Source organism: Xanthomonas sp. NCPPB 2250 (genome assembly GCF_056725265.1).
Map to the genome: position 1 here is coordinate 4,342,888 of NZ_CM161520.1, position 19,375 is coordinate 4,362,262.

Below are 19,375 nucleotides of genomic sequence, written 5' to 3' on the forward strand. Positions count from 1 at the left end.
CAATGATCGCCAGCAGCGGGGCCAGACACGCTCAGCCGAGCGCGTCCCGGCGGGTGTAGGCCAGCACCGTGTCGATCCTGGACTGCAGGGCGGCGCGCGCCTCTGCCGACAGCCCCTCGCAGTGCGCGAGGACGAAATAGGCCGAGCGCAGCACATCCCGCCAGCGCGGGTTGCTGGGCAATTTGGAGACCGCCAGGTAGCGCTCCATCGCCCGCGCGCGCAAGCGGCCATCGTCGATGTTCACGCGCCAGATCCGGCTGCGCTCGGCCAACTCCAGGCGGCCGGTCGCGGTGGCGCGCTCCCAGGTGTCGATGACCGCGAGCATCAGGTCGACCAGCGCGCGCCGGAAGGCATCGCGCAACGCAGGCGCGGCGGCCTCCGCTGGCGTGTGTTCGGCCTGCGCAGTCTCCGCCACCGCGCCACGGTCGCGTTCCTGCAGCGCGAGAACGACCAAACCATCGCCGCCGCGCCAGGGCGCGAAGGTCACAGCGAGCGGCGTGCCATGCCGTGCGACGATCTCCAGGCGCTGCGCGGCACTGTCCTCCATCCGCTCCAGCGCCGCCTGCAACGCCGGGCGGTCGCCCTCGGCAACGCAGGCGAACACCGGCTGCCCGACCGGTTCGGCGTCGTCCGCACCGCCGAGCAGCAGGCGGCCGGCACGATTGGTGGCCAGGACCTGGCCTTCGGCATCGAGCAGGCACAGCGCGTCTTCGCGGCTGTCGAGCAGGGTCTGCAGCAGGCTGCGATCCTCGGCCAGCGCATCCGCCTCGCGCCGATAGCGGGCCAGTTGCTCCTCGTGGCGGACCTGCCGTGCGGCTTGCAGCAGGCGCTCGCGCTGGCGGCGACGCTGCAGCCACAGCCACAGGCCGAGCGCGGCGGCGACGCCGGACACCAATGCCAGCCACAGCAGCAGCGTGCGTTGGCGCAGTTGGACCTGGCGCAGGCGGTTCTCGCTTTGCAGGGCGTCGATGGTGCGTTGCTTTTCGGCGGTGTCGAAGCGGATCCGCAGCCAGTCCAACTGGCGATCGTGCTGCGCACGGACCAGCGCCGCGGCCTCCGCGTTCGCACGCCGCAGCGTGGCGATGGCCGCCGCCGTATCGCCGCTGCTTTCCTGCAGCCGCGCCAACTCCTCCAGCAACGGCACCCGCACCGGATCGCCGCCGGCGGCTGCCGCCAGCGCCGCGCGCACGCGGGCCGCGGCGGCAGCCGCGTTGCCTTCGAGGCGGGCGGTCCGCGCCAGCTGCAACTGCAGCGCGGACGGCAGCGGCAGCGCCCATGCCTCGGCGAGCGCCAGCGCACTGGAACTCCAGCGCTGCGCCTGCGCGACGTCGCCGAGCGCCAATGCCGCGCGGATCAGGCCATCGTGCACACGCAGTTCGTACACGCGGCGGCCCTGCGCGCGGTACACGGCAAGCGCCTCCTGCAGCCAGGCCAGCGCCTGCGGCGTGTCGCCGCTGTCGAGCGCCAGCTCGGCCATGGTTTCCTGCACGTGCGCGGCCTCGATGGCGTCGCCCTGCGCGCGGTTGGCGGCAAGCGCATCGCGGTAGTAGCGCATCGCGGTGTCGGACTCGCGCAGTTCGCGATACACGTCGGCGATATTGGTCAGCACGGACGCAGAGACCGCACCGCGCGCGCGCTGGATGTCCAGGCTCAGCGTCAGGTTGCGCAGGGCACCGCGAAAATCCCCGAGCCGGCGTAACGCCGCACCGACGTTGTTCAGATCGCGCGCCTCGCCCATGCGGTCGTGCAGCGAGCGGGACAGCGTGGCCGCACACTCGAAGCGCGCCAGCGCCTGCGGCAGGCGTTCGCGGCGGAAATCGAGAATGCCGCGGCGGCGGGTGAGCTCGTAGCGCAAGCGCGCGGCGCCGGCATCGCCGAGGTTGGCCTGCGCGCAATCCAGCGCCTGCTCGGCGGCGTCGAAGCGGCCGCCATCGAGTTGCTGCTTGGCACGTGCGAACAATGCCTCGACCCGCGCATCGCCCGCCGAGTGCGGCGTCGACACGCCCGCCTGCTGCACACACAGCAGCGGATCGGGAAGCGGACGCGGCGCCGCGGGCTCCGCGCAGCCATAGATCGTGTTCTGCGCAATCGCGGCCGCGCTCGCCGCGAGCAGGACGCCCAGGCACGCCCATCGCAGGCATGTCCGCGGCCGCATGCCAGGCGCGGTGACGTTCGCCTGGACGGAATCGCCAGAAACGGCGGACCCGACCAAGCCGAACCACGTCCCCATGGATCTGCGCGACCGGCCGCACAACGCCTTCCCTGGTTTCACGGTCTCCACAACTCCAGAACGGAACGGGATGCGGCGCACGCACGCCGCAGCGACATGGATCAGCGTGACGCCCGGGCGCGAACGTGGGTTCCTGCCCGGGCATGCCGCGCCGACGCATCGCAGTAGACCCGATGCCACGGAAGCCGGGCAAGCGCGCGCGGTGGTGATGCACACCACACACGGATCATCGTGGAATAGCGGTCACACCGGGTTCTACGCTTCCGTCCAGTGCAGGGACGGCGGCGCCACGCCCGGGGCGATTCGCGACAAGGACAACCGCACGACGCGCAGGCACCGCAGCAGTCGAACGCGCCGATCAGCCAGTCACGCACCAGGCTGTGCAGCGCCGCCTGGCACGATCGGCTGATTCAGGCCGCGCGCGGCCAGACGTTCTCCTGCACCAGCCGCAGGCGCGTCGGCAGTTCGCGCAGCACGTCGCCGCGGTGCGAGAGCAGGCGCAGGGTGCCGTCGGCCTCTTCGGCGAGCGCGGTGAGGTTTTCGACCCAGTCGCCGTCGTTGGCGTAGACCAGGCCGTCGCGCTCGAACAGCCCGGCGCGGTGCACGTGGCCGCAGATCACTCCATCCAGGCCGCGGCGGCGCGCGTCGTCCAGACCGGCGGCGACGAAGCGCTCGATGTAGCGCTCGGCGGCGCTGCTCTGCCGCTTCAGGTAGTCGGCCAGCGACCAGTAGCGCATGCCCAGGCGGCGGCGCACGCGGTTGGTCAGCTGGTTGCCGGTGAGGATGCGGTAGTACAGCCAGTCGCCGAACTTCTCCTGCAGGCCGCCGAACTGGGTCACGCTGTCGTAGTCGTCGCCATGCACCACCAGCAGGCGGCGTCCGTCGGCGGTGGCGTGCACCGCGCGCCGGCGCACCTGCATCGCCGGCAGCGCCAGCCCGCAGAAGCGGCGGATCGGCCGGTCGTGGTTGCCGGGCACGTAGATCAGTTCGGTGCCGCCGCGGGCCAGCGCGTGCAGCGCATCGATCACGCGCTGGTGCGCCGCGCTCCACACCGCGCGGCGCTGCGCCATCCACCAGAAGTCGACGATGTCGCCGACCAGGTACAGCTGGTCGCAGCGCAGGCCGCCGAGGAAGTCGGCCAGCTCGCGTGCGTGGCAATGCGGCGCGCCCAGGTGCACATCGGAGACGAACACCGCGCGGCGCGGCGCCAGGCTGTTGAGCGGACTCATGCCACCACCTCTGCTTCGTTGCGGGGACGTTCGAGGTAGCGCGCGCGCTTCTTGCTGCGGATGCGCTGCAGGTCCAGCTCGATCAGGCCGTCGACGGCGTCGTTGAACGCGGGATCCACGCCGAAGGCGAGGAAGCGTGCACCACCGGGTTCGCACAGATCGGTGTACTGCTTGTAGAGCATCGGCACCGCCGCGCCCAGCGCGTCGAGGTTGCCCTTGAGCACCTTGAAGGCCGTGTCGGCGTCCAGTTCGTCGAACGCCGGCGGGGCTTCCGGATACGGGAACGGCCGCGCCGAGGCGGCTTCGCCACTGGCGTCGCCGTAGTAGCGGGCGTAGTAGGCCACGATCTGCTCGCGCGCCGCGTACGGCAACGCGGCGCTGATCGACACCGCGCCGAACAGGTAGCGCACCTGCGGATGGTCTTGGAGATAGGCGCCGATGCCCTGCCACAGGTAGTCGATGCTGCGACTGCCCCAGTAATCCGGCACCACGAAGCTACGGCCCAGTTCCATGCCCGCAGCGATGCGCGGCAGCATGCCCTCGCCGTAGCGGAACAGCTCGGCGGTGTAGAAGCCGGCCAGGCCGCGCTCGGCCAGCACCGGCGCACCGCGGGCGACGCGGTAGGCGCCGACCACGCGGGTGGCGGCGCCGTCCCACAGCACGATGTGCTCGTACCAGGTGTCGTAGTCGTCCAGGTCCAGGCGCCGGCCGGTGCCCTCGCCCACCGCGCGGAAGGTCAGCTCGCGCAGGCGGCCGATCTCGCGCAGCAGCGCCGAGCCGGCGCGCAGCCGGCCAACACGGATCTGCTTGCCGTCCAGGGTGTGGCCGAGGCTGCGCAAACCGGCCACTTCCACGGCCAGTTGCGCCGGATCCTCGGCGGCGACCAGCGCCTCCTCGCTCGGCGCGGCCTGCCCGCCGCTGCGGCCGAGCGCGTACAGCTCGCTGCGCAGGCGCCGCATCAACTCGGCTTCGGGCAGGTCCTGCGGCAGCGCGCGGGCGCGGCCCAGGCTGAGCGCGATGCGGCGCTCGCGGCGGGCGAACATCTCCCGCGCCAGCAGCGCGGTGCCGGCGGGCTTGAACAGCGCCGAAGCGCCGTAGAACAACGCCGAATTGCGTGCGTGGATGCGCACCGGCAGCACCGGCGCGGCGGTGCGCAGCGCGAAGCGCAGGAAGCCGCGGCGCCAGCGCCCGTCGGCGACGCCGCCCCAGCCCAGCCGCGAGACCTCGCCGGCCGGGAACACGATCACGCATTGCTCCTGCGCCAGCGCCTGCTCGATCGCCCGCACGCTGGCCGGCGACGGTGCGCCGCCGAGGATGCGCACCGGCAGCAGCAGCTCGCGCAGCCCTTCCAGCGCCCACAGGAAATCGTTGGCGACGATCTTCACGTCGCGCCGCACCTGGCCCACGCAGTCCAGCAGCGCCAGCGCATCCAGCGCCCCGGAAGGATGATTGGCGACGATCAGCAGGCGCCCGCGCGCCGGGATGCACTCGGCCGCGGTCGGTGCGACCACGTAGCGGGCCTGCAGGAAATCCAGACCGGCCTGGACCAGGGCGAAGCCGCGCAGGTCGCGGTTGGCCTCCAGGAACGCGTCCAGCGCGTCCAGTCCCGACCATTTCTGCAGGCCGCGCAGCAATGGCCGGACCAGCCGCGAGCGGCGTCCGGCAAACCAGTGCGGGTAGCGGTCCTGAAGACGGCGTTCGAGTGCGAGCACGGCAAGCCCCCTTGCTGACTGCGCACAGCTTCGGCCGCGGCGGCGACACCGATCTTGCAATCTGACTACGGCAAGGTGACGGGCGCACCATGGCGCGCCAACCGGTTAACCTTGGGCAACGTCCGCCCCGGGCAGCATGCACGCCGCCCGGCGCCCGTGTATCATTCGCCTCCATCTTTTCATCCGAATACAAGGATATAGCCGCGATGTCCAGCTATCTCTTCACCTCCGAGTCGGTCTCCGAAGGCCACCCGGACAAGATCGCCGATCAGATCTCCGATGCGGTGCTCGACGCGATCCTGACCCAGGACAAGCGCGCGCGCGTGGCCTGCGAAACGCTGGTCAAGACCGGCGTGGCGATCGTCGCCGGCGAAATCACCACCAGCGCCTGGATCGACCTGGAAGCGCTGACCCGCAAGGTGATCCTGGACATCGGCTACAACAGCTCCGACGTCGGCTTCGACGGCGAGACCTGCGGCGTGCTCAACCTGATCGGCAAGCAGTCGCCGGACATCAACCAGGGCGTGGACCGCAAGAAGCCGGAAGAACAGGGCGCCGGCGACCAGGGCCTGATGTTCGGCTACGCCACCCGCGAGACCGACAGCTTCATGCCGGCCGCCATCCACCTGTCGCACCGCCTGGTCGAACAGCAGGCCAAGGTGCGCAAGAAGAAGAACTCGCCGCTGGCGTGGCTACGCCCGGACGCCAAGAGCCAGGTCACCCTGCGCTACGAAGACGGCGTGGCCACCGCCATCGACGCGGTGGTGCTGTCCACCCAGCACGATCCGGACATCAAGCAGAAGCACCTGGTCGAGGCCGTGCGCGAGGAGATCCTCAAGCCGGTGCTGCCGGCCAAGTGGCTGCACAAGGGCACCAAGTTCCACATCAACCCGACCGGCAAGTTCGTGATCGGCGGGCCGGTGGGCGACTGCGGCCTGACCGGGCGCAAGATCATCGTCGACACCTACGGCGGCTGGGCGCGCCACGGTGGCGGCGCGTTCTCCGGCAAGGATCCGTCCAAGGTCGACCGCTCGGCCGCCTACGCCGCGCGCTACGTCGCCAAGAACGTGGTCGCGGCCGGGCTGGCCGACCGCTGCGAAGTGCAGGTCTCCTACGCCATCGGCGTGGCCGAGCCGACCTCGATCTCGGTCACCACCTTCGGCACCGGCAAGATCGCCGACGACAAGATCGAGAAGCTGATCCGCAAGCACTTCGACCTGCGTCCGTTCGGCATCATCCAGATGCTCGACCTGATCCACCCGATGTACCAGCAGACCGCCTCGTACGGCCATTTCGGCCGCACCCCGAAGGCCTTCACCTACACCGACGGCACCGGTGCCCAGCACCAGGCCACCGCGTTCTCGTGGGAGAAGACCGACCGCGCCGAGGCACTGCGCGCGGACGCCAAGCTGAAGTAAGCCGGACAGCCGCGCTTGCAAGAAAGAACGGGCCGCATTGCGGCCCGTTCTGCGTTTGGGGTGATGGGAGGTGCTGAACCGTCGACGCAGACGCTGTCGCGAATGCGCCATCGTAGGCCACCGCCTCCGTGACTGGGCGTCACGACGAACGCCTGTCGCGGCTGAAGCCGCTCCTACAGGATCAGCGGCGCATCGCTGTCGCCGCGAGCAAAGAACACGGCATCGCAATGCCGGGCAACGCGTCATCCATTCACGCGCCAGCACGCCGTCCGTCGTAGGAGCGGCTTCAGCCGCGACCTGTATTCCTTGGATGACCTGTCGCGGCTGAAGCCGCTCCTACAGGATCAGCGGCGCATCGCTGTCGCCGCGAGCAAGGACACGGCATCACAATGCCGGGCACACGTCATCCGTCCACGCGTCAGCACGCCGTCCGTCGTAGGAGCGGCTTCAGCCGCGACGGCATTCCCGGGAAGGCCTGTCGCGGCTGAAGCCGCTCCTACAGGATCAGCGACGCATCGCTGTCGCCGCGAGCAAAGGACACGGCATCGCAACGCCGGGCAACGCATCATCCATTCACGCATCAGCACGCTGTCCGTCGTAGGAGCGGCTTCAGCCGCGACGGGTATTCCTGGGATGGCCTGTCGCGGCTTAAGCCGCTCCTACGACGAGCAGACGAGCAGACGAGCAGACGAGCTTCGCGCCGGCTCAGCCGCGCCGCTGCAGCGCCGCCTGCAGCAGCGACTCGAACTTCGGCAGCGGACACAGCCCGGTCGCAGGGTCGCTGCAACCCGGAATCTGCAGCGTCTGCAGCAACGGCGGATGACGCAGGCTCAGCGGTGCCAACGTGCGCAACTGGTCCAGCGACTGCGCCTGGTAGCGCACACGCACGTAGCGCTGGCCATTGCGCGGGTCGCGCACCTGCTCCACCACCAGCGCGCCGCCGGGGGGCGCGTCGTCGCGACCGAAACCGGGCAGGTGGAAGTGCAGGTCGAGCAGGCCGCTGAGCGCGGCGATGTGGGTGTCGCTGGCGACCAGCACGCTCAGCCGCGGCGCGTCGGCCGCGCTCAGGGTGTCCAGCAGGCGGTGCGCCAGCGGCGCGCCCGCGCGTGCGGCCATGTACCGCGGCCGCGCATAGATCTCGAACAGCAAGGCGTGCAGTCGCGACACCGCGGCGATGCGCGCCGGCGTCGCGCGGCCCCAGCCGACCTGGTCCAGCGGCATGCCTTCGGCGTACTGCAGGATGAAGACCTCGGCCGTGCCGGAGGTCAGGTCCAGCGGTCCATGCAAGGCCAGGCTGCGCCCGTTCGCGCCCGGGGTCAGCGACGAGGGCATGTGCACGAAGTCGCAACGCTCCGCGCAGCCGAGGATCTTCTGCATGGTGCGCAGTTCGCGCGCATACGGCGCCAGTACCGCGCCCGGGCCGCCGGTCTGGCGCTGGATCGAGGCCACCGCGGCGGCGGCATCGAAGTCCACCGCGCCGGCTTCCACCGGGCGGAACAGCGGGTCGTCGCTGCCCTCGGCCTGGTGGCCGGCCTGCAGATGGCAGCCGGGCGCGAGGGTATCGGCGAGCAGCTCCGCACTGACGATGGTGCGCTGGTCGGTGTTGGCGTAGATGCTGACCGTGCCGTCGGCCGGGCAGCCCTGGGCCGGCAGCACGCCATCGCGCAGCAGCCATTGCCGGGTGTAGTCGCCGCTACGCTCCACCGCCGTGCGGCCATGCGCGGTGAGCAGGCTCGGCGGCGTGTCCCACACCGGCCAGGGCTGCGGCGCCAGCGCGGCGGCCGCGGCCTCGCCCGGCAACGGCGCGCGCACGCCATGGCGGAACAGCATCCAGACCTTTTCGACCTGCAGCGCGGGCGCGGGCGCTGTCTTCGGCGCCGGCCGCGCCTGCGCGCACAATGCCGTCACCAGCAGCACGACCCACAGCATCCAACGCGTACCTGTTCTCATCATCGTCCCCAACATGGAAAGTCTCACGGTGCGGTCGTGCCGCACGCGGCCGTGACCCGGTCGCAGCGCAGGCCCGTGGCGATGCCGAGCCAGTAGCCCAGCCGCTGCGGATCCGGCGCGCCGGCGTAGTAATCGGTGCTGATCCATTGCGCGCCGGCCTCCAGTGCCGCCTGTGCGCGGCGCCGGTCGTGCGCGCGCGCCTCGCGGCCGTCGGTATCGGCACGGGTGCGCACCACGAAGCCCTGCGTCACCAGCGCGCGGATCCGCGGCGCCTCGGCCAGCGGATCCTCGATCGACAGCACGGCCGCTTCCGGCTGGTCCGGCGCATACCAGCCGAACATCATGCGGCCGCGCAGCGATGGATGATCCTGTCGGTACAGCGCCTCGTGCTGCGGATTGCCGTCGAGCACGAACAGCATGCGGCCACGCGCCTGCGCCACCCGCGGCCAGGCATGCGCCAGCACCGCGTCGCGCAGGCTCGGCGCGTCGCCGCGCACGTCGTCGGGCACGATCAGGTGCGCGCGCCCGACCACCTCGACGATGTCGCGGTCCAGCGCGTCCAGAGCGTGCGCGTCGAACGCGGAACGGTGCGGCCACAAGCCCGGCACCGGATCGAAATCCACCGCATTGACCAGCACCACCAGCGGCGCATGCCGTGGGTGCGCGCGCGACCAGGCGGCGAGGATCGCCAGGCAGTCGCGGAAGCGCAGGCAATGGCTGGCGTAGTCCAGGCCCGGCTGGTGCAGGACCTTGGCGCCCGGTGCGCGCATCCTGGCGCGGGTCGTTGCATCTGCGCGCGCATACGGCGCGGCATACAGGCCGCCGCGCGGATCGGCGGCCACGTCGAGTTCGAGTTGCCGCAGCCCCAGCGCGAGCTGGGCCTGCAGCGAAGGATGGCCATAGGCCAGTGCCGGCCATTCGGCCGCGTCGTGCGCCTGCAGGCGCTGGCGCACCTGCGCGGTCGGTACCGGTCGATAGCTGTTGTGCGAGCCGAGCAGTTGCACCTGGTCCAGGCGCAAGCCGTCGATCGGCACCGTCGCCGGCGCCTCTGTCGACCACGCCATTCCCGGCAGGATCGTCAGCGCCAGCCAGACGAGCAGCAGCGCGCGGCCGACAACGCCCCACCCGCCGCACGGCACAAGGCCGTGCGGCGGGTGGCGACGTCCTGCGTGCGCAAGCGCCCGCTTCAGAACGTGTACTTCACGTTCAACAACGCGGTGCGGCCGGCATCGACGATGTCGGAGATCGCGGTGCTGTTGTGGCCCACGTGCGCCCAGTAGCTCAGGCGGTTGGTGAGGTTGGCCACCGACAGGTCGGCGCGCAGGTGCTCGTTGAAGGTGTAGCCCACGTGCAGGTCCACGCGCGTGATCGGCTTGACCCACAGGTCGTCCCAGGTGGCGCCGCGGTTGTAGTAGTCGTAGACCGAGACGTATTCGCCGGAATAGTGATAGGCCAGGTTCACCGACAGCGGGCCCTTCTCGTAGAAGAGCTCGGCGTTGGCCATCAGGTCGGGCGCGTTCTGGATGCGCTCGTCGTGGAAGCCGTCCATGCCCAGGTCGACCCGGGTGGTCTGGCGGGTGAGGTTGGCGCCGATGCCGAAGCCATCCAGCGGTGCCGGCATGCCCTGCAGGGTCTGCCGCACCGCGGCCTCGAAGCCGAGCACCTTGCCGTCGCCGCCGTTCTGCGGACGCACGTAGCGCACATTGCCGGCGCCGGTGCTGGTGCCGGCGTTGGCCGGATCCGAGCCGCTCTCGTAGATATAGTCGGTCAGGCGCTTGTAGTAGCCGGCCAGCATCGCGTGGCCACCGTGGCCGTTGTCCCACTCGCCGGACAGGTCGACGTTGAGCGACTTGATCGGCTTCAGGTCCGGATTGCCCTCGGTGATGACCGTGGTGCCGTCGCTGGAGACGTCGTAGTTGGCGCCGCCGCCGAGCTGCACCAGCGCCGGCCGGGTGTAGCTGGTCCACACCGAGGCGCGGTACACCGCATTGCCGTTGCCCGGGCGGTAGTTCAGGAACACGCTCGGCAGCGGCACGTCGTAGCTGGTGTGGTTGCTGCTGAAGAAGCCGGGCAGCTCGTTGCCGTTGGCGTCTTCGGGCATGGTCCAGAAGGTGTTGCGGATGCTGGTGTGCTCGAAGCGCACGCCCGGGATCACTTCCAGGTCGCCGGTGCGGAACGTGGCCATCGCATACGCCGAGGTCACCGCCTCGTCGCCACGCATGGTCGCGCAGTTCTGGTTATTGATCGCCAGGCTGCCGCAGGTGTCGAAGCTGGCCGCGGTCAGGTGCTGGGCGATCATCGTCTTCAGCCCGCCGTTGCTGAGCTTGACCGTCGGCCATGCGTACTTGCCCGGGTACACCGAGTCGTACTGGCCGACCACCAGGCCGGTGTCGCGCAGCAGGGTGCCGTCGGTGAACTTGCTGTTGGTCCAGTCGCGCGAGGTGAAGTCGCGGGAGCTGTCGACGTACTTCACGCCGAACTGGATGTTGCTCAGCGCGCCCTGGTCGAAGTCGTAGCGCACGTCGAACTTGGCGCCGCCCTTGGTCTGGCCGCTGTAGGACTTGGTCAACTGGCCGTAGCGACGCGCATACAGGCTGCCGATGTCGCTGGCCTGGGCCTGGATCGCCGGGGTCAGCAGCGGCTTGGGGAAGCCGTCGCCGTCGTAGCCGGAGAAGGTGCTGGCGCCGCCGTACGGGAACTGGGTGGAGGCGTACTGGTCCACGCGCGCGGAGATTTCCACGTGGTCCGGGCGATCGTTGTCGCCGTAGCTGTAGAACAGGTTCGGCGACAGCGTCCAGTTGCCCAGTTGCTTGTCGGCGCCGAACTGGAAGGTGGCCAAGTCCGCCACTTCCGGGTTGGTCTCGTACCAGTAGCGCACCGCCACGCGGTTGATCTGCGGCTGGTACACGCCGGTGGTGCCGATCTGCGCCAGGCTCACGTTGGCCGGCACCAGCTGGGTGTAGCCGGTGTTCTGCTCGGTCTTGGCGTAGGCGTAGGTGGCGCGCGCGTACAGCTGCAGGCTCGGGTCGACGTGCCAGTCGAAGGACACGTTGCCGCCGTAGCGCTTGGTGTCGCCGGCGGAATAGCCGATGTTGGCGCCGGTGGCCATCAGCAGGTCCTGCGGATCGTAGCCGGGCGCCGGCTGGCCGCTGGCCGTGGTGCGCGAGAAGTACTTCTTGCCCCAGTCGCCACGCGAGGCGGCGGCGTTGGCCACTTCGCTGTTCACGTAGTGGCGCTCGTCGTAGTACGCGCTGGTGTACACGCCGAACTGGTTGTCGGTGCCGAACTTGGCGTGGAATTCGCCGGCCGCGCCCTTGCCCAGGCCGTCGTCGCCATAGTCGCGCGCACGGCTTTCCATGCGCCCGCTGGCGGTGACGCTGCCGCCCATCGCTTCGCTGTAGTCGAAGCCGCTGGGGGTGCGGTAGTCGATGGTGCCGCCGATCGCGTCGCCGTCCATCGCCGCGGTGGAGGTCTTGTTCAACACGATGGTCTGCAGGCCCGACGGCGGCAGCAGGCTCAGCTGCACGCTGCGGCTGTAGGGCAGGCCCTGGGCCACGTTGACGCCGTTGATCAGGTTGACGTTGTACTCGGCGTTGAGGCCACGCACCGAGGCGAACATGCCCTCGCCGCGCGCGGCGCCGTCGACGCCGCCGAAGTACGACTGCCCGGTGTTGACCACGTTGACGCCCGGCAGCAGACCCAGCGCCTCGGCGATGTTGTGCACGGCGGTGTACTTCAGGTCTTCGGCCGACAGCACGTTGGCCGTGTTGGTCGCGGCCATCTGCATGTCCGCGGCGTTGTAGCGGGTGACGGCGACGGTGATCTTGTCCAGGGTCTTGGCGCTGGCGTCGGACGCGGTGGTCTGCGTCTCCTGCGCATCCTGCGCCTGGGCCAAGGCCATCGGCGCGACACCGAGCAACGCGGCGGCGATCGCCAGTGACAGGCGTTTCTGAAGATGGATCGAGTGCGACATGAAAAATCCGAACGTAGGCGCGGCCAACGGAACGGGCCGCAGGCCGGGCATGGAGGGGAGAGAGGCCGTGATCGTGTTCACGGCGGCGCGCATTGTTCGGGTTGGCGGCTGCAATTTCGTGACAACGATGTCATCGGAAACCATCGACGAACGATTCGACGCCTTTCCTGCGCAATTCGGCACAATTGAAACCATTCGCGGTGCCGTCTTGCCGCTGCGCCACCGATGGCAGCGCGACATCCTGACCGCTTCCGTCCATGCGGCGGCCAACGCTCCCGCACGCGATGCCTTACCCAGACCCTGGGGTGCATGAGGCGACGACGCAACCCAGCCGGCGCTCCACGACGAACGCACACAACCGCCCGTCGCGGGCAGCGTCACCGCGGCGCGGCGGCGTCCACCTGCAATTGCGCATGCAGGATGCGGCGGATCTCCAGGATCGCCTGCGGCGTCTCCTGCACGCTGTGGCCGGAGGTGATCACCAGTTCGGACACCGCGCCCGGCAGATGCGCGCTGCGGTACGGCACCAAGCCGTCGTCCGAGTCAGCCAGCGGCACCGCCGGATCGCGGCGGGCGATGATGGTGTGGTAGCGCACCGCCGACGAAATCGGCAGGTCCGCCGCCGCGCGCACGAACGGATCGGTGTCGCGCAGGTTGTCGATGCTGTTGGGCACGCGCACCGGCGCGCCGTCGGGGCCGTCGATCCCCTGCAGCAAGGTGTTCAAGCGATCGAGCAGCGTCACCGGCAGGCGCACCAGGCGCCCGGCCAGGCGGCCGAGGCGCCCTTCGGCGAAGGTGGTGCCGCGTTGCGGCGCGGCGATGAAGATGGCGCGGTCCACCTCCGGCAACGGCGCGAAGCGCAGCAGCGGCTGCAACTGCGCCAGCGCCTGCGGGTCCAGCGGGCGCCGGTCGCCGCGCGCGCCGATCAGGTCGTTCCACAGCGTGTCGCCGGAGTCGCTGACCAACAGGCGCCCGATCACCCCGCCCATGCTGTGGCCGATCAGGACCATGTGCTGCGACGCCAGCGCCTGCCCCTGCGGATCGAAATGGCGCAGGGTCTGCTGCAGCAGCGTCTCGATCTGCGCGCGGTTCCAGGCGATCGGCATGTTGGTCGGGTAGTAGACCTGCCAGATCTGGTAGTGGCGGCGCAGTTGTTCGTCGCCCATCAACTCGTTGGCGACGTTGACCCAGGCCTCCGGACTGCTGGCCAGGCCGTGCAGCATCAGGATGATGCGTCGGTCCGGATCGTATGGCTGCATCAGGTACAGATGCGGCTGGTCGATGCCATCCTCGCGGCCGAGCATGGAGCGCAGCGACTGCCGCGCGAAGCCGGCACGGGCCAGCCACAGGCCGTAGGCCGCAGTGAAGTTGGCCGCCAGCGGCAGGCGCTGGCCGTGCACCTCGACCTCGCCGTCGCGATACGGATCGTAGGGGGCGACCACCACGCTGCGGGTGTCCAGCACCTGCGCCAGGCTGTCGCCGTCGAAGCGCAGCAGCACCGTGGTCGGCGCATACGGCATCTCGCTGAACGCGGGAGCGTGCGGGTTTGGCGCGGCCTTGGCGGCCGCCGCCGCGGTCGGGTCGCCGACCTTGGACGGCGCGATCTCCGCGACCAGTTCGGCGCCGAAGCCGTCGCGGCGGTAGGTGCTGCGCAAGCCATCGAAGCGCAGCGTCGACGCCGGCAGCATCGCGTCCGGACGCGCCACGCCGCCGGGCAGGCGGAAGCTGCCCATGTCCGCGCGCACCTGCCACCCGGCCGTGCGCAGCGTGTCGTCGTCGTGCAACTCGCCGCTGGCGCTGCCGGCGCGCCAGCGCAGGAACAATTCGCCGACCACCTGCTGCACGGCGTAATTGTAGTAGTCGCGCACCTGGGTCTGCCGGTCCTCGAAGGCGCGCGCGCTGGCCGGGCGCTGGGTGTAGAACAGGTAGGCGTAAGCGTAGCGCGCGGCTTCCAGCCAGGCCTGCAGCGTCGCATCGTCCAGCGCCCTCGCCTGCCGCGGCGTACGCACATTGGCCGCATGCACCCACAGCTCCGACAGGGTCGCCAGCCGCCGCTCCTGGTCCAGCCCCTGCAGGGCGCGCAGCTGCGTGGCGCAGGCCGCAACGTCCGCCTCGCAAGTCTTGGGATCGAGCGCGAGCACGCGCAACGTCTCCAGACTGGCATCGCTGAGTTTGCCCGTGCTGAGCACGTCGCCGCGCTGGGTGGCGATGTAGTCGGCAGCGCTGCGCGACTGCACGCTGACCATGGCGCAGCCGCTGCCGAGCAGCAGCCCGACAGCCAGCAGCGCGGCGCCGGCGCACCGCGCAAGACGTGAGTACCGGGTCATGGCGCGACGGCGGGATCGTCGCCGGGAATGCCGGCGCGGATGCGCGTGGAGAAGTCGTCGCCAACGCCAGCCGCGCGCGCGCGGTCGCCGATGCGGCCGCGCGTGCGCAGCGTGGCCAGGCTGTAGCCGGGCACGAAGCCGTGCTGCGCATAGACGTAGGACGGCAGGTAGCCGGACAGCAGCAGGCGCACATCGAGCGGCAGCGCCGGATCGAGCTTGCGCGCCAGCTCGAACACGATGGTGGTGCAGTTGCTGGTGGCGGTGTTGTAGAACCGCGGCGTGCGCTGCAGTTGCTGCGCCCGCGCCACGTAGCCCAGGAACAACTGGCGCAGTTGCGCACGCGACAGGTTGAGCCGGTACAGATAGACGTCCTCGCCGCGCACGTTGCTGCGCACCGCCAGGATGTCGCGTTCGTCGGCGGCGACCATCACCTGCTCGAAATTGCGGAAGAACCCGGCCAGCGCCGAAAACGCCTCGCCGCGCTCCTTGCGGATCTCCAGCGAGAACACCACGCGACGGCCGTCGTCGAAGCCGAACGAGACCAGGGTGTGGGCGATCGCCGGCCCCATCCAGTACGACAGCGCCAGGTCCGCCGAGGCCAGCCGCTCCAGGTCGTAGCGGCGGGTCTCCCAGCGCGGGGTGTAGTCGTGGTCGCTGCGCCAGGCGAAATTGCGCACGTTGTGTAGGGTCACCACATGCCCGTCCACCTGCGGCTGCAGCAGTTGCGCGACATCGTCGGCCCAGTCGCGGTTCTGCTGCGGCTGCAGCGCCGACCAGCCCACCGCCATGCCGGCGCAGCCGACCGCGAACAGCAGCGGCAGCACGCGGTACTCGCGCGGATGCCGCAGGCCCCACAGCGCCGCGCCGCCCAAGGCGGCCCACAGCAGCGCCGAGCCGTAGCGCACCACCGCGCCGGTATGCGGCAGATAGCTCAGGAACAGCGCGCCCCACAGACTGGCGCCGAGCACCGCCAGCATCGCCAGCGCGCGCGCCAGCCGCCATGGCCAGGCGCGTCGACGCGCGGCGCCGTCGGCGCTCACAACCCGGCCGCCGCCGCGGGCGTGGCCAGGGCGTGGCACAGCAGGCGGCAACAACGCTGCGCCAGCGCCTTGCGTTCGGCCTCGTCGCTGCCGCGCTGGCAGGCGCCGAGCATGTCCATCGCCAGGGCCAGGTCCTGCTCGCCCAGGTCCGCGCGGCACAGGCCGGCGGCGATTGCGCGCTGCAGGTAAGGCAGCAGGATCGCCATCGCCCGCGTATGCGCCGCGGCGATCGTCGGATGCTCGCGCGGCATCGACCGCCAGTAGTCGGCCAGCGGCGCCGACATCGCGATGTGTTCGGCGACGTCGTACATCAGCAGGAACAGCCCGTCCGGCCGCGTGCCGATCTCGCGCGCGCAGCCCTCCAGGCCGTCGAGGCCGCGTTCCAGCAGGGCGGCCATCAGTTCGGTGCGGTCGGCGAAATGGCGGTACAGGGTGGCGCGGCCGAGCCCGGCGCGCTCCACCACCAGTTCCAGCGGCGCCAGCACGCCGTGCGCGCAGAACACCTCGTCGGCGGCGTCCAGCAACAGGCGGCGGCGGTGGGCGGTATCGGCTCGCATTTCCATGCGCGGCATTATCGGACAATTTTGTCCGCTTGCAAGCGGATCACGGTCGGCCGCCGCCGATCCCCGCCGGCGGCGCCCTGCAAGCACCGGGCTCAGCCGGTGTTCTGCACGCCCTGGGCGACGCCGTTGACGCAGGCCACCAGCGCCCGCAGCAGTTCCTCGTCCTCGCCGTCGGTGGCGCGCCAGCGCTGCAGCAGGTCCACCTGCAGCACGCTGATCGGATCGATGTAGGGATTGCGCAGGCGGATCGACAAGGCCAGGCGCGGATCGTGCTGCAGCAGCGACGACTGCCCGGTCAGCGCCTTCACCCAGCCCTTGGTCAGCGCCAGCTCGTCGCGGATGCGCGGGAAGAAACGTTCGTGCAGCGGCCCGGACAGCCGCGAGAACATCTCGGCGATGTTGAGGTCGCCCTTGGACAGGACCATGGCGATGTCGTCGAGGAAGGTGCGGAAGAACGGCCAGTCCGCCGCCATCGCGCGCAGCGCGTCCTCGTGGCCGTCGTCCACCGCCGCCTGCAGGCCGCTGCCCACGCCGTACCAGCCCGGGATCACCGCGCGCGCCTGGCTCCAGGCGAACACCCAGGGAATCGCCCGCAGGTTGGACAGCGCCGCATCCTGGCCGAGCCGCCGCGACGGCCGCGAGCCCAGGGTCATGCGCTCGATCACGTCGATCGGCGTGGCCAGGCGGAAATAGCGCATGAACTCGGCGTCGCCGACGAAGCCGCGGTACGCCTGGCTGCTGTGCTCGGCGACCAGGTCCATCACCGGCCGCCAGCCGGCCTCGCGCGCATCGGCCGCACGCGGGCGCAGGCTCGAGAGCAGCACCGCGCCGGTCATCTGCTCCAGCGAACGCAGCGCCAGCGCGCGGATGCCGTACTTGCGGTGGATCACCTCGCCCTGCTCGGTCACCCGCAGGCGCCCGTCGACGCTGCCGCGCGGCGCCGCCTCCAGCGCGCGCGTGGTCTTGCCGCCGCCGCGCACGATCGAGCCGCCGCGGCCGTGGAAGAAGGTCAGGCGGATGCCCAGTTCGGCCGCCGCCTCCAGCAGTTCCACCTGCGCGCGCTGCAGGCCCCAGCGCGAGGCGGCGATGCCGCCGTCCTTGCCGCTGTCGGAATAGCCGAGCATCACCATCTGCACGTCGTCGCGCGCGGCCAGGTGGCGGCGGTAGACCGGGTCGGCCAGCAGGTCGCGCAGGGTCGCGGTGCCGCCGCGCAGGTCGTCCACGGTCTCGAACAGCGGCACGATGTCCAGCGGCACCGCGCCGTCGGCGTCGACCAGGCCGCCGCGGCGCGCCAGCGCCAGCACGGTCAGCACGTCGGCGCGGTCGTGCGCCATCGAGATGATGTAGCTGCCCAGCGCATCGGCGCCGTGCCGCGCGCGCGCATCGGCGAGCGCGGCGAACACCGCGTCCAGCCGCGCATTGCCTTCGTCGTCGGCGGCGGGCAGGGTCTGCTCGCCGCCGGCATAGGGACCGAGCAGTTGCGCGCGCTCCTCCACCGCCCGCGCGTCCCAGTCCTGCGTGTCCAGCGCGGCGGCGACCGCGCGTGCATGCACGCTGGACTCCTGGCGCACATCCAGCCGCGCCAGGTGGAAGCCGAAGCTGCGCACCCGCCACAGCAGGCGCCGCACCGCGAACCAGCCGGCGTGCAGGCCCTTGTTGGCCTGCAGGCTGTCCAGGATCAACTGCAGGTCGCTTTCCAGTTCGGCCGGCGCGGCATAGGCGCCCGGCGCGTCGTCCAGCGTGGCCTGCAGGCGCGCGCGCATCAGGTCGTTGAGCAGGCGGTAGGGCATGTCGCCGTGGCGCGGCCGCGAACGCGCCGCGGCCTCCGGCAACAGTTGCCGGTAACGCTCCAGTTGCGCCAGCAGCGGCGCGCTGACCGCGACCAGGGTGGTCGATTGGCTGAGCAGGCTGGCGAGCTGCCACAGCTCCTTCTGATAGCGCTCCAGCACCGCACGCCGCTGCGCGTCGAGGGTGGCGGTGATGGTGGCGGCATCGACGTTGGGGTTGCCGTCCATGTCGCCGCCGACCCAGGTGCCGAAACGCAGCAGCCGCGGCAGGCTCAGCGCCTGGCCGTAGGTCTGCTCGATGGCGTGCTCCAGGGTCTCGTACATCACCGGGATCACCCGGTACAGCACCTGGGTCAGGTAGAAGCCGACGTGCTCGCGCTCGTCCTCCACGGTGGGACGCACCGGCGAGGAATCGGCGGTCTGCCACGAGGCGGTCAGCGCCATGCGGAAGCGCGCCGCGTCGGTGGCACGTTCGCCCGGAGTGCGCAGGCCGTCGAGGTTGTCGACCAGGCTGGCCACCATCAACTGTTCCTTCTCCAGCAGCGCGCGCCGCACCGCCTCGGTCGGATGCGCGGTGAACACCGGCTCCACGTCGATGCGCGGCAGCCAGTCGCGCAGTTCCTCGATGCCGACGCCCTGCGCCTTGAGCCGGCGCAAGGCGTCGAGCAGGCCGTCCGGCTGCGGCGTGTCGGCGCTGCTGCGCTGGTAGTCGCGGCGGCGGCGGATGCGGTGCACGCGCTCGGCGATGTTGACCACCTGGAAATACGTACTGAAGGCGCGCACCAGCGCTTCGGCATCGCGCGGCGCGCGGCCGGCGAGTTGCTCGCTCAGCGAGGACAGCGGCGCGGCGCGCTCGCGGCGCGCGATCGCGGTGGTGCGGATGCGTTCGATCTCGTCGAGGAACTGCGCCGAGACCTGTTCGGCGAGCAGGTCGCCCACCAGGGCGCCGAGGCGGCGCACGTCGTCGCGCAAGGGAAGGTCGGGGGTGGCGAAGACGATGCTGCTGCGGGACTCGTTCATCGGGAAACGCATGGCTCGGCAGTGGGGGCGCCGCAAGCCTAACCGAAAAGGGATCGCGTTCCCGTTGGCCGCGCGACGGTTTCAAAGCGAACCATTTGCACTGCACAGCAGCGCCCTGCGCCACGG

Annotated in this window: 12 protein-coding genes; 2 read left to right on the forward strand and 10 right to left on the reverse strand. The window is 70.6% G+C overall.

What is annotated here, in order from left to right; translation table 11 throughout:
* Positions 1–31: 31 nt before the first annotated feature.
* The 3 genes from AC1PMG_RS17705 to olsF all read right to left on the reverse strand — a co-directional run bounded on the left by AC1PMG_RS17705 (position 32) and on the right by olsF (position 5,171).
* Positions 32–2,002 (reverse strand): tetratricopeptide repeat protein, encoded by a 1,971-nt coding sequence (locus AC1PMG_RS17705; RefSeq protein WP_481109713.1) that lies wholly within the window; start codon positions 2,000–2,002, stop codon positions 32–34.
* A 638-nt stretch (positions 2,003–2,640) separates the two neighbouring features.
* Positions 2,641–3,459: a UDP-2,3-diacylglucosamine diphosphatase gene (locus AC1PMG_RS17710; RefSeq protein WP_342073092.1), complete on the reverse strand. Its 819-nt coding sequence runs from the start codon at positions 3,457–3,459 to the stop codon at positions 2,641–2,643.
* Positions 3,456–5,171, reverse strand: a complete 1,716-nt coding sequence (gene olsF, locus AC1PMG_RS17715) for a bifunctional ornithine lipid synthase OlsF (protein ID WP_267086368.1) — start codon at positions 5,169–5,171, stop codon at positions 3,456–3,458. The genes AC1PMG_RS17710 and olsF overlap by 4 nt, the downstream gene beginning before the upstream one ends.
* Before the next feature lie 206 nt (positions 5,172–5,377).
* On the opposite strand from olsF, the gene metK reads away from it, so the two are divergent.
* A complete protein-coding gene (metK, locus tag AC1PMG_RS17720; protein ID WP_010342184.1) occupies positions 5,378–6,589 on the forward strand; it encodes a methionine adenosyltransferase in 1,212 nt (403 codons plus the stop codon).
* A 705-nt stretch (positions 6,590–7,294) separates the two neighbouring features.
* Here the strand turns inward: metK and AC1PMG_RS17725 are convergent.
* The 3 genes from AC1PMG_RS17725 to AC1PMG_RS17735 form a co-directional block, all read right to left on the reverse strand.
* Entirely contained in the window at positions 7,295–8,518 is a 1,224-nt protein-coding gene (locus AC1PMG_RS17725) for a histidine-type phosphatase (protein WP_481109714.1), read from the reverse strand.
* Between the two features lie 44 nt (positions 8,519–8,562).
* Positions 8,563–9,603, reverse strand: coding sequence for a Ca2+-dependent phosphoinositide-specific phospholipase C (locus AC1PMG_RS17730; RefSeq protein WP_481109715.1), 1,041 nt, complete (start codon positions 9,601–9,603; stop codon positions 8,563–8,565).
* A 122-nt stretch (positions 9,604–9,725) separates the two neighbouring features.
* A complete protein-coding gene (locus AC1PMG_RS17735; RefSeq protein WP_481111700.1) occupies positions 9,726–12,440 on the reverse strand; it encodes a TonB-dependent receptor in 2,715 nt (904 codons plus the stop codon).
* A 70-nt stretch (positions 12,441–12,510) separates the two neighbouring features.
* Between AC1PMG_RS17735 and AC1PMG_RS17740 the strand changes: the two genes are divergently transcribed.
* Positions 12,511–12,825, forward strand: coding sequence for a hypothetical protein (locus AC1PMG_RS17740; RefSeq protein WP_481109716.1), 315 nt, complete (start codon positions 12,511–12,513; stop codon positions 12,823–12,825).
* A 64-nt stretch (positions 12,826–12,889) separates the two neighbouring features.
* On the opposite strand, the gene AC1PMG_RS17745 is transcribed toward AC1PMG_RS17740, so the two are convergent.
* From AC1PMG_RS17745 to ppc, 4 genes are all read right to left on the reverse strand, one after another.
* Positions 12,890–14,839 (reverse strand): lipase family alpha/beta hydrolase, encoded by a 1,950-nt coding sequence (locus AC1PMG_RS17745; protein ID WP_481109717.1) that lies wholly within the window; start codon positions 14,837–14,839, stop codon positions 12,890–12,892.
* A complete protein-coding gene (locus AC1PMG_RS17750; RefSeq protein ID WP_481111701.1) occupies positions 14,836–15,816 on the reverse strand; it encodes an Lnb N-terminal periplasmic domain-containing protein in 981 nt (326 codons plus the stop codon). The genes AC1PMG_RS17745 and AC1PMG_RS17750 overlap by 4 nt, the downstream gene beginning before the upstream one ends.
* Before the next feature lie 59 nt (positions 15,817–15,875).
* The gene (locus tag AC1PMG_RS17755; RefSeq protein ID WP_481109718.1) at positions 15,876–16,451 is read right to left on the reverse strand and encodes a TetR/AcrR family transcriptional regulator; all 576 of its coding nucleotides are present in this window, start codon (positions 16,449–16,451) and stop codon (positions 15,876–15,878) included.
* 83 nt (positions 16,452–16,534) lie between these two features.
* A complete protein-coding gene (gene ppc, locus AC1PMG_RS17760; RefSeq protein ID WP_481109719.1) occupies positions 16,535–19,249 on the reverse strand; it encodes a phosphoenolpyruvate carboxylase in 2,715 nt (904 codons plus the stop codon).
* Between the last annotated feature and the right edge of the window lie 126 nt (positions 19,250–19,375).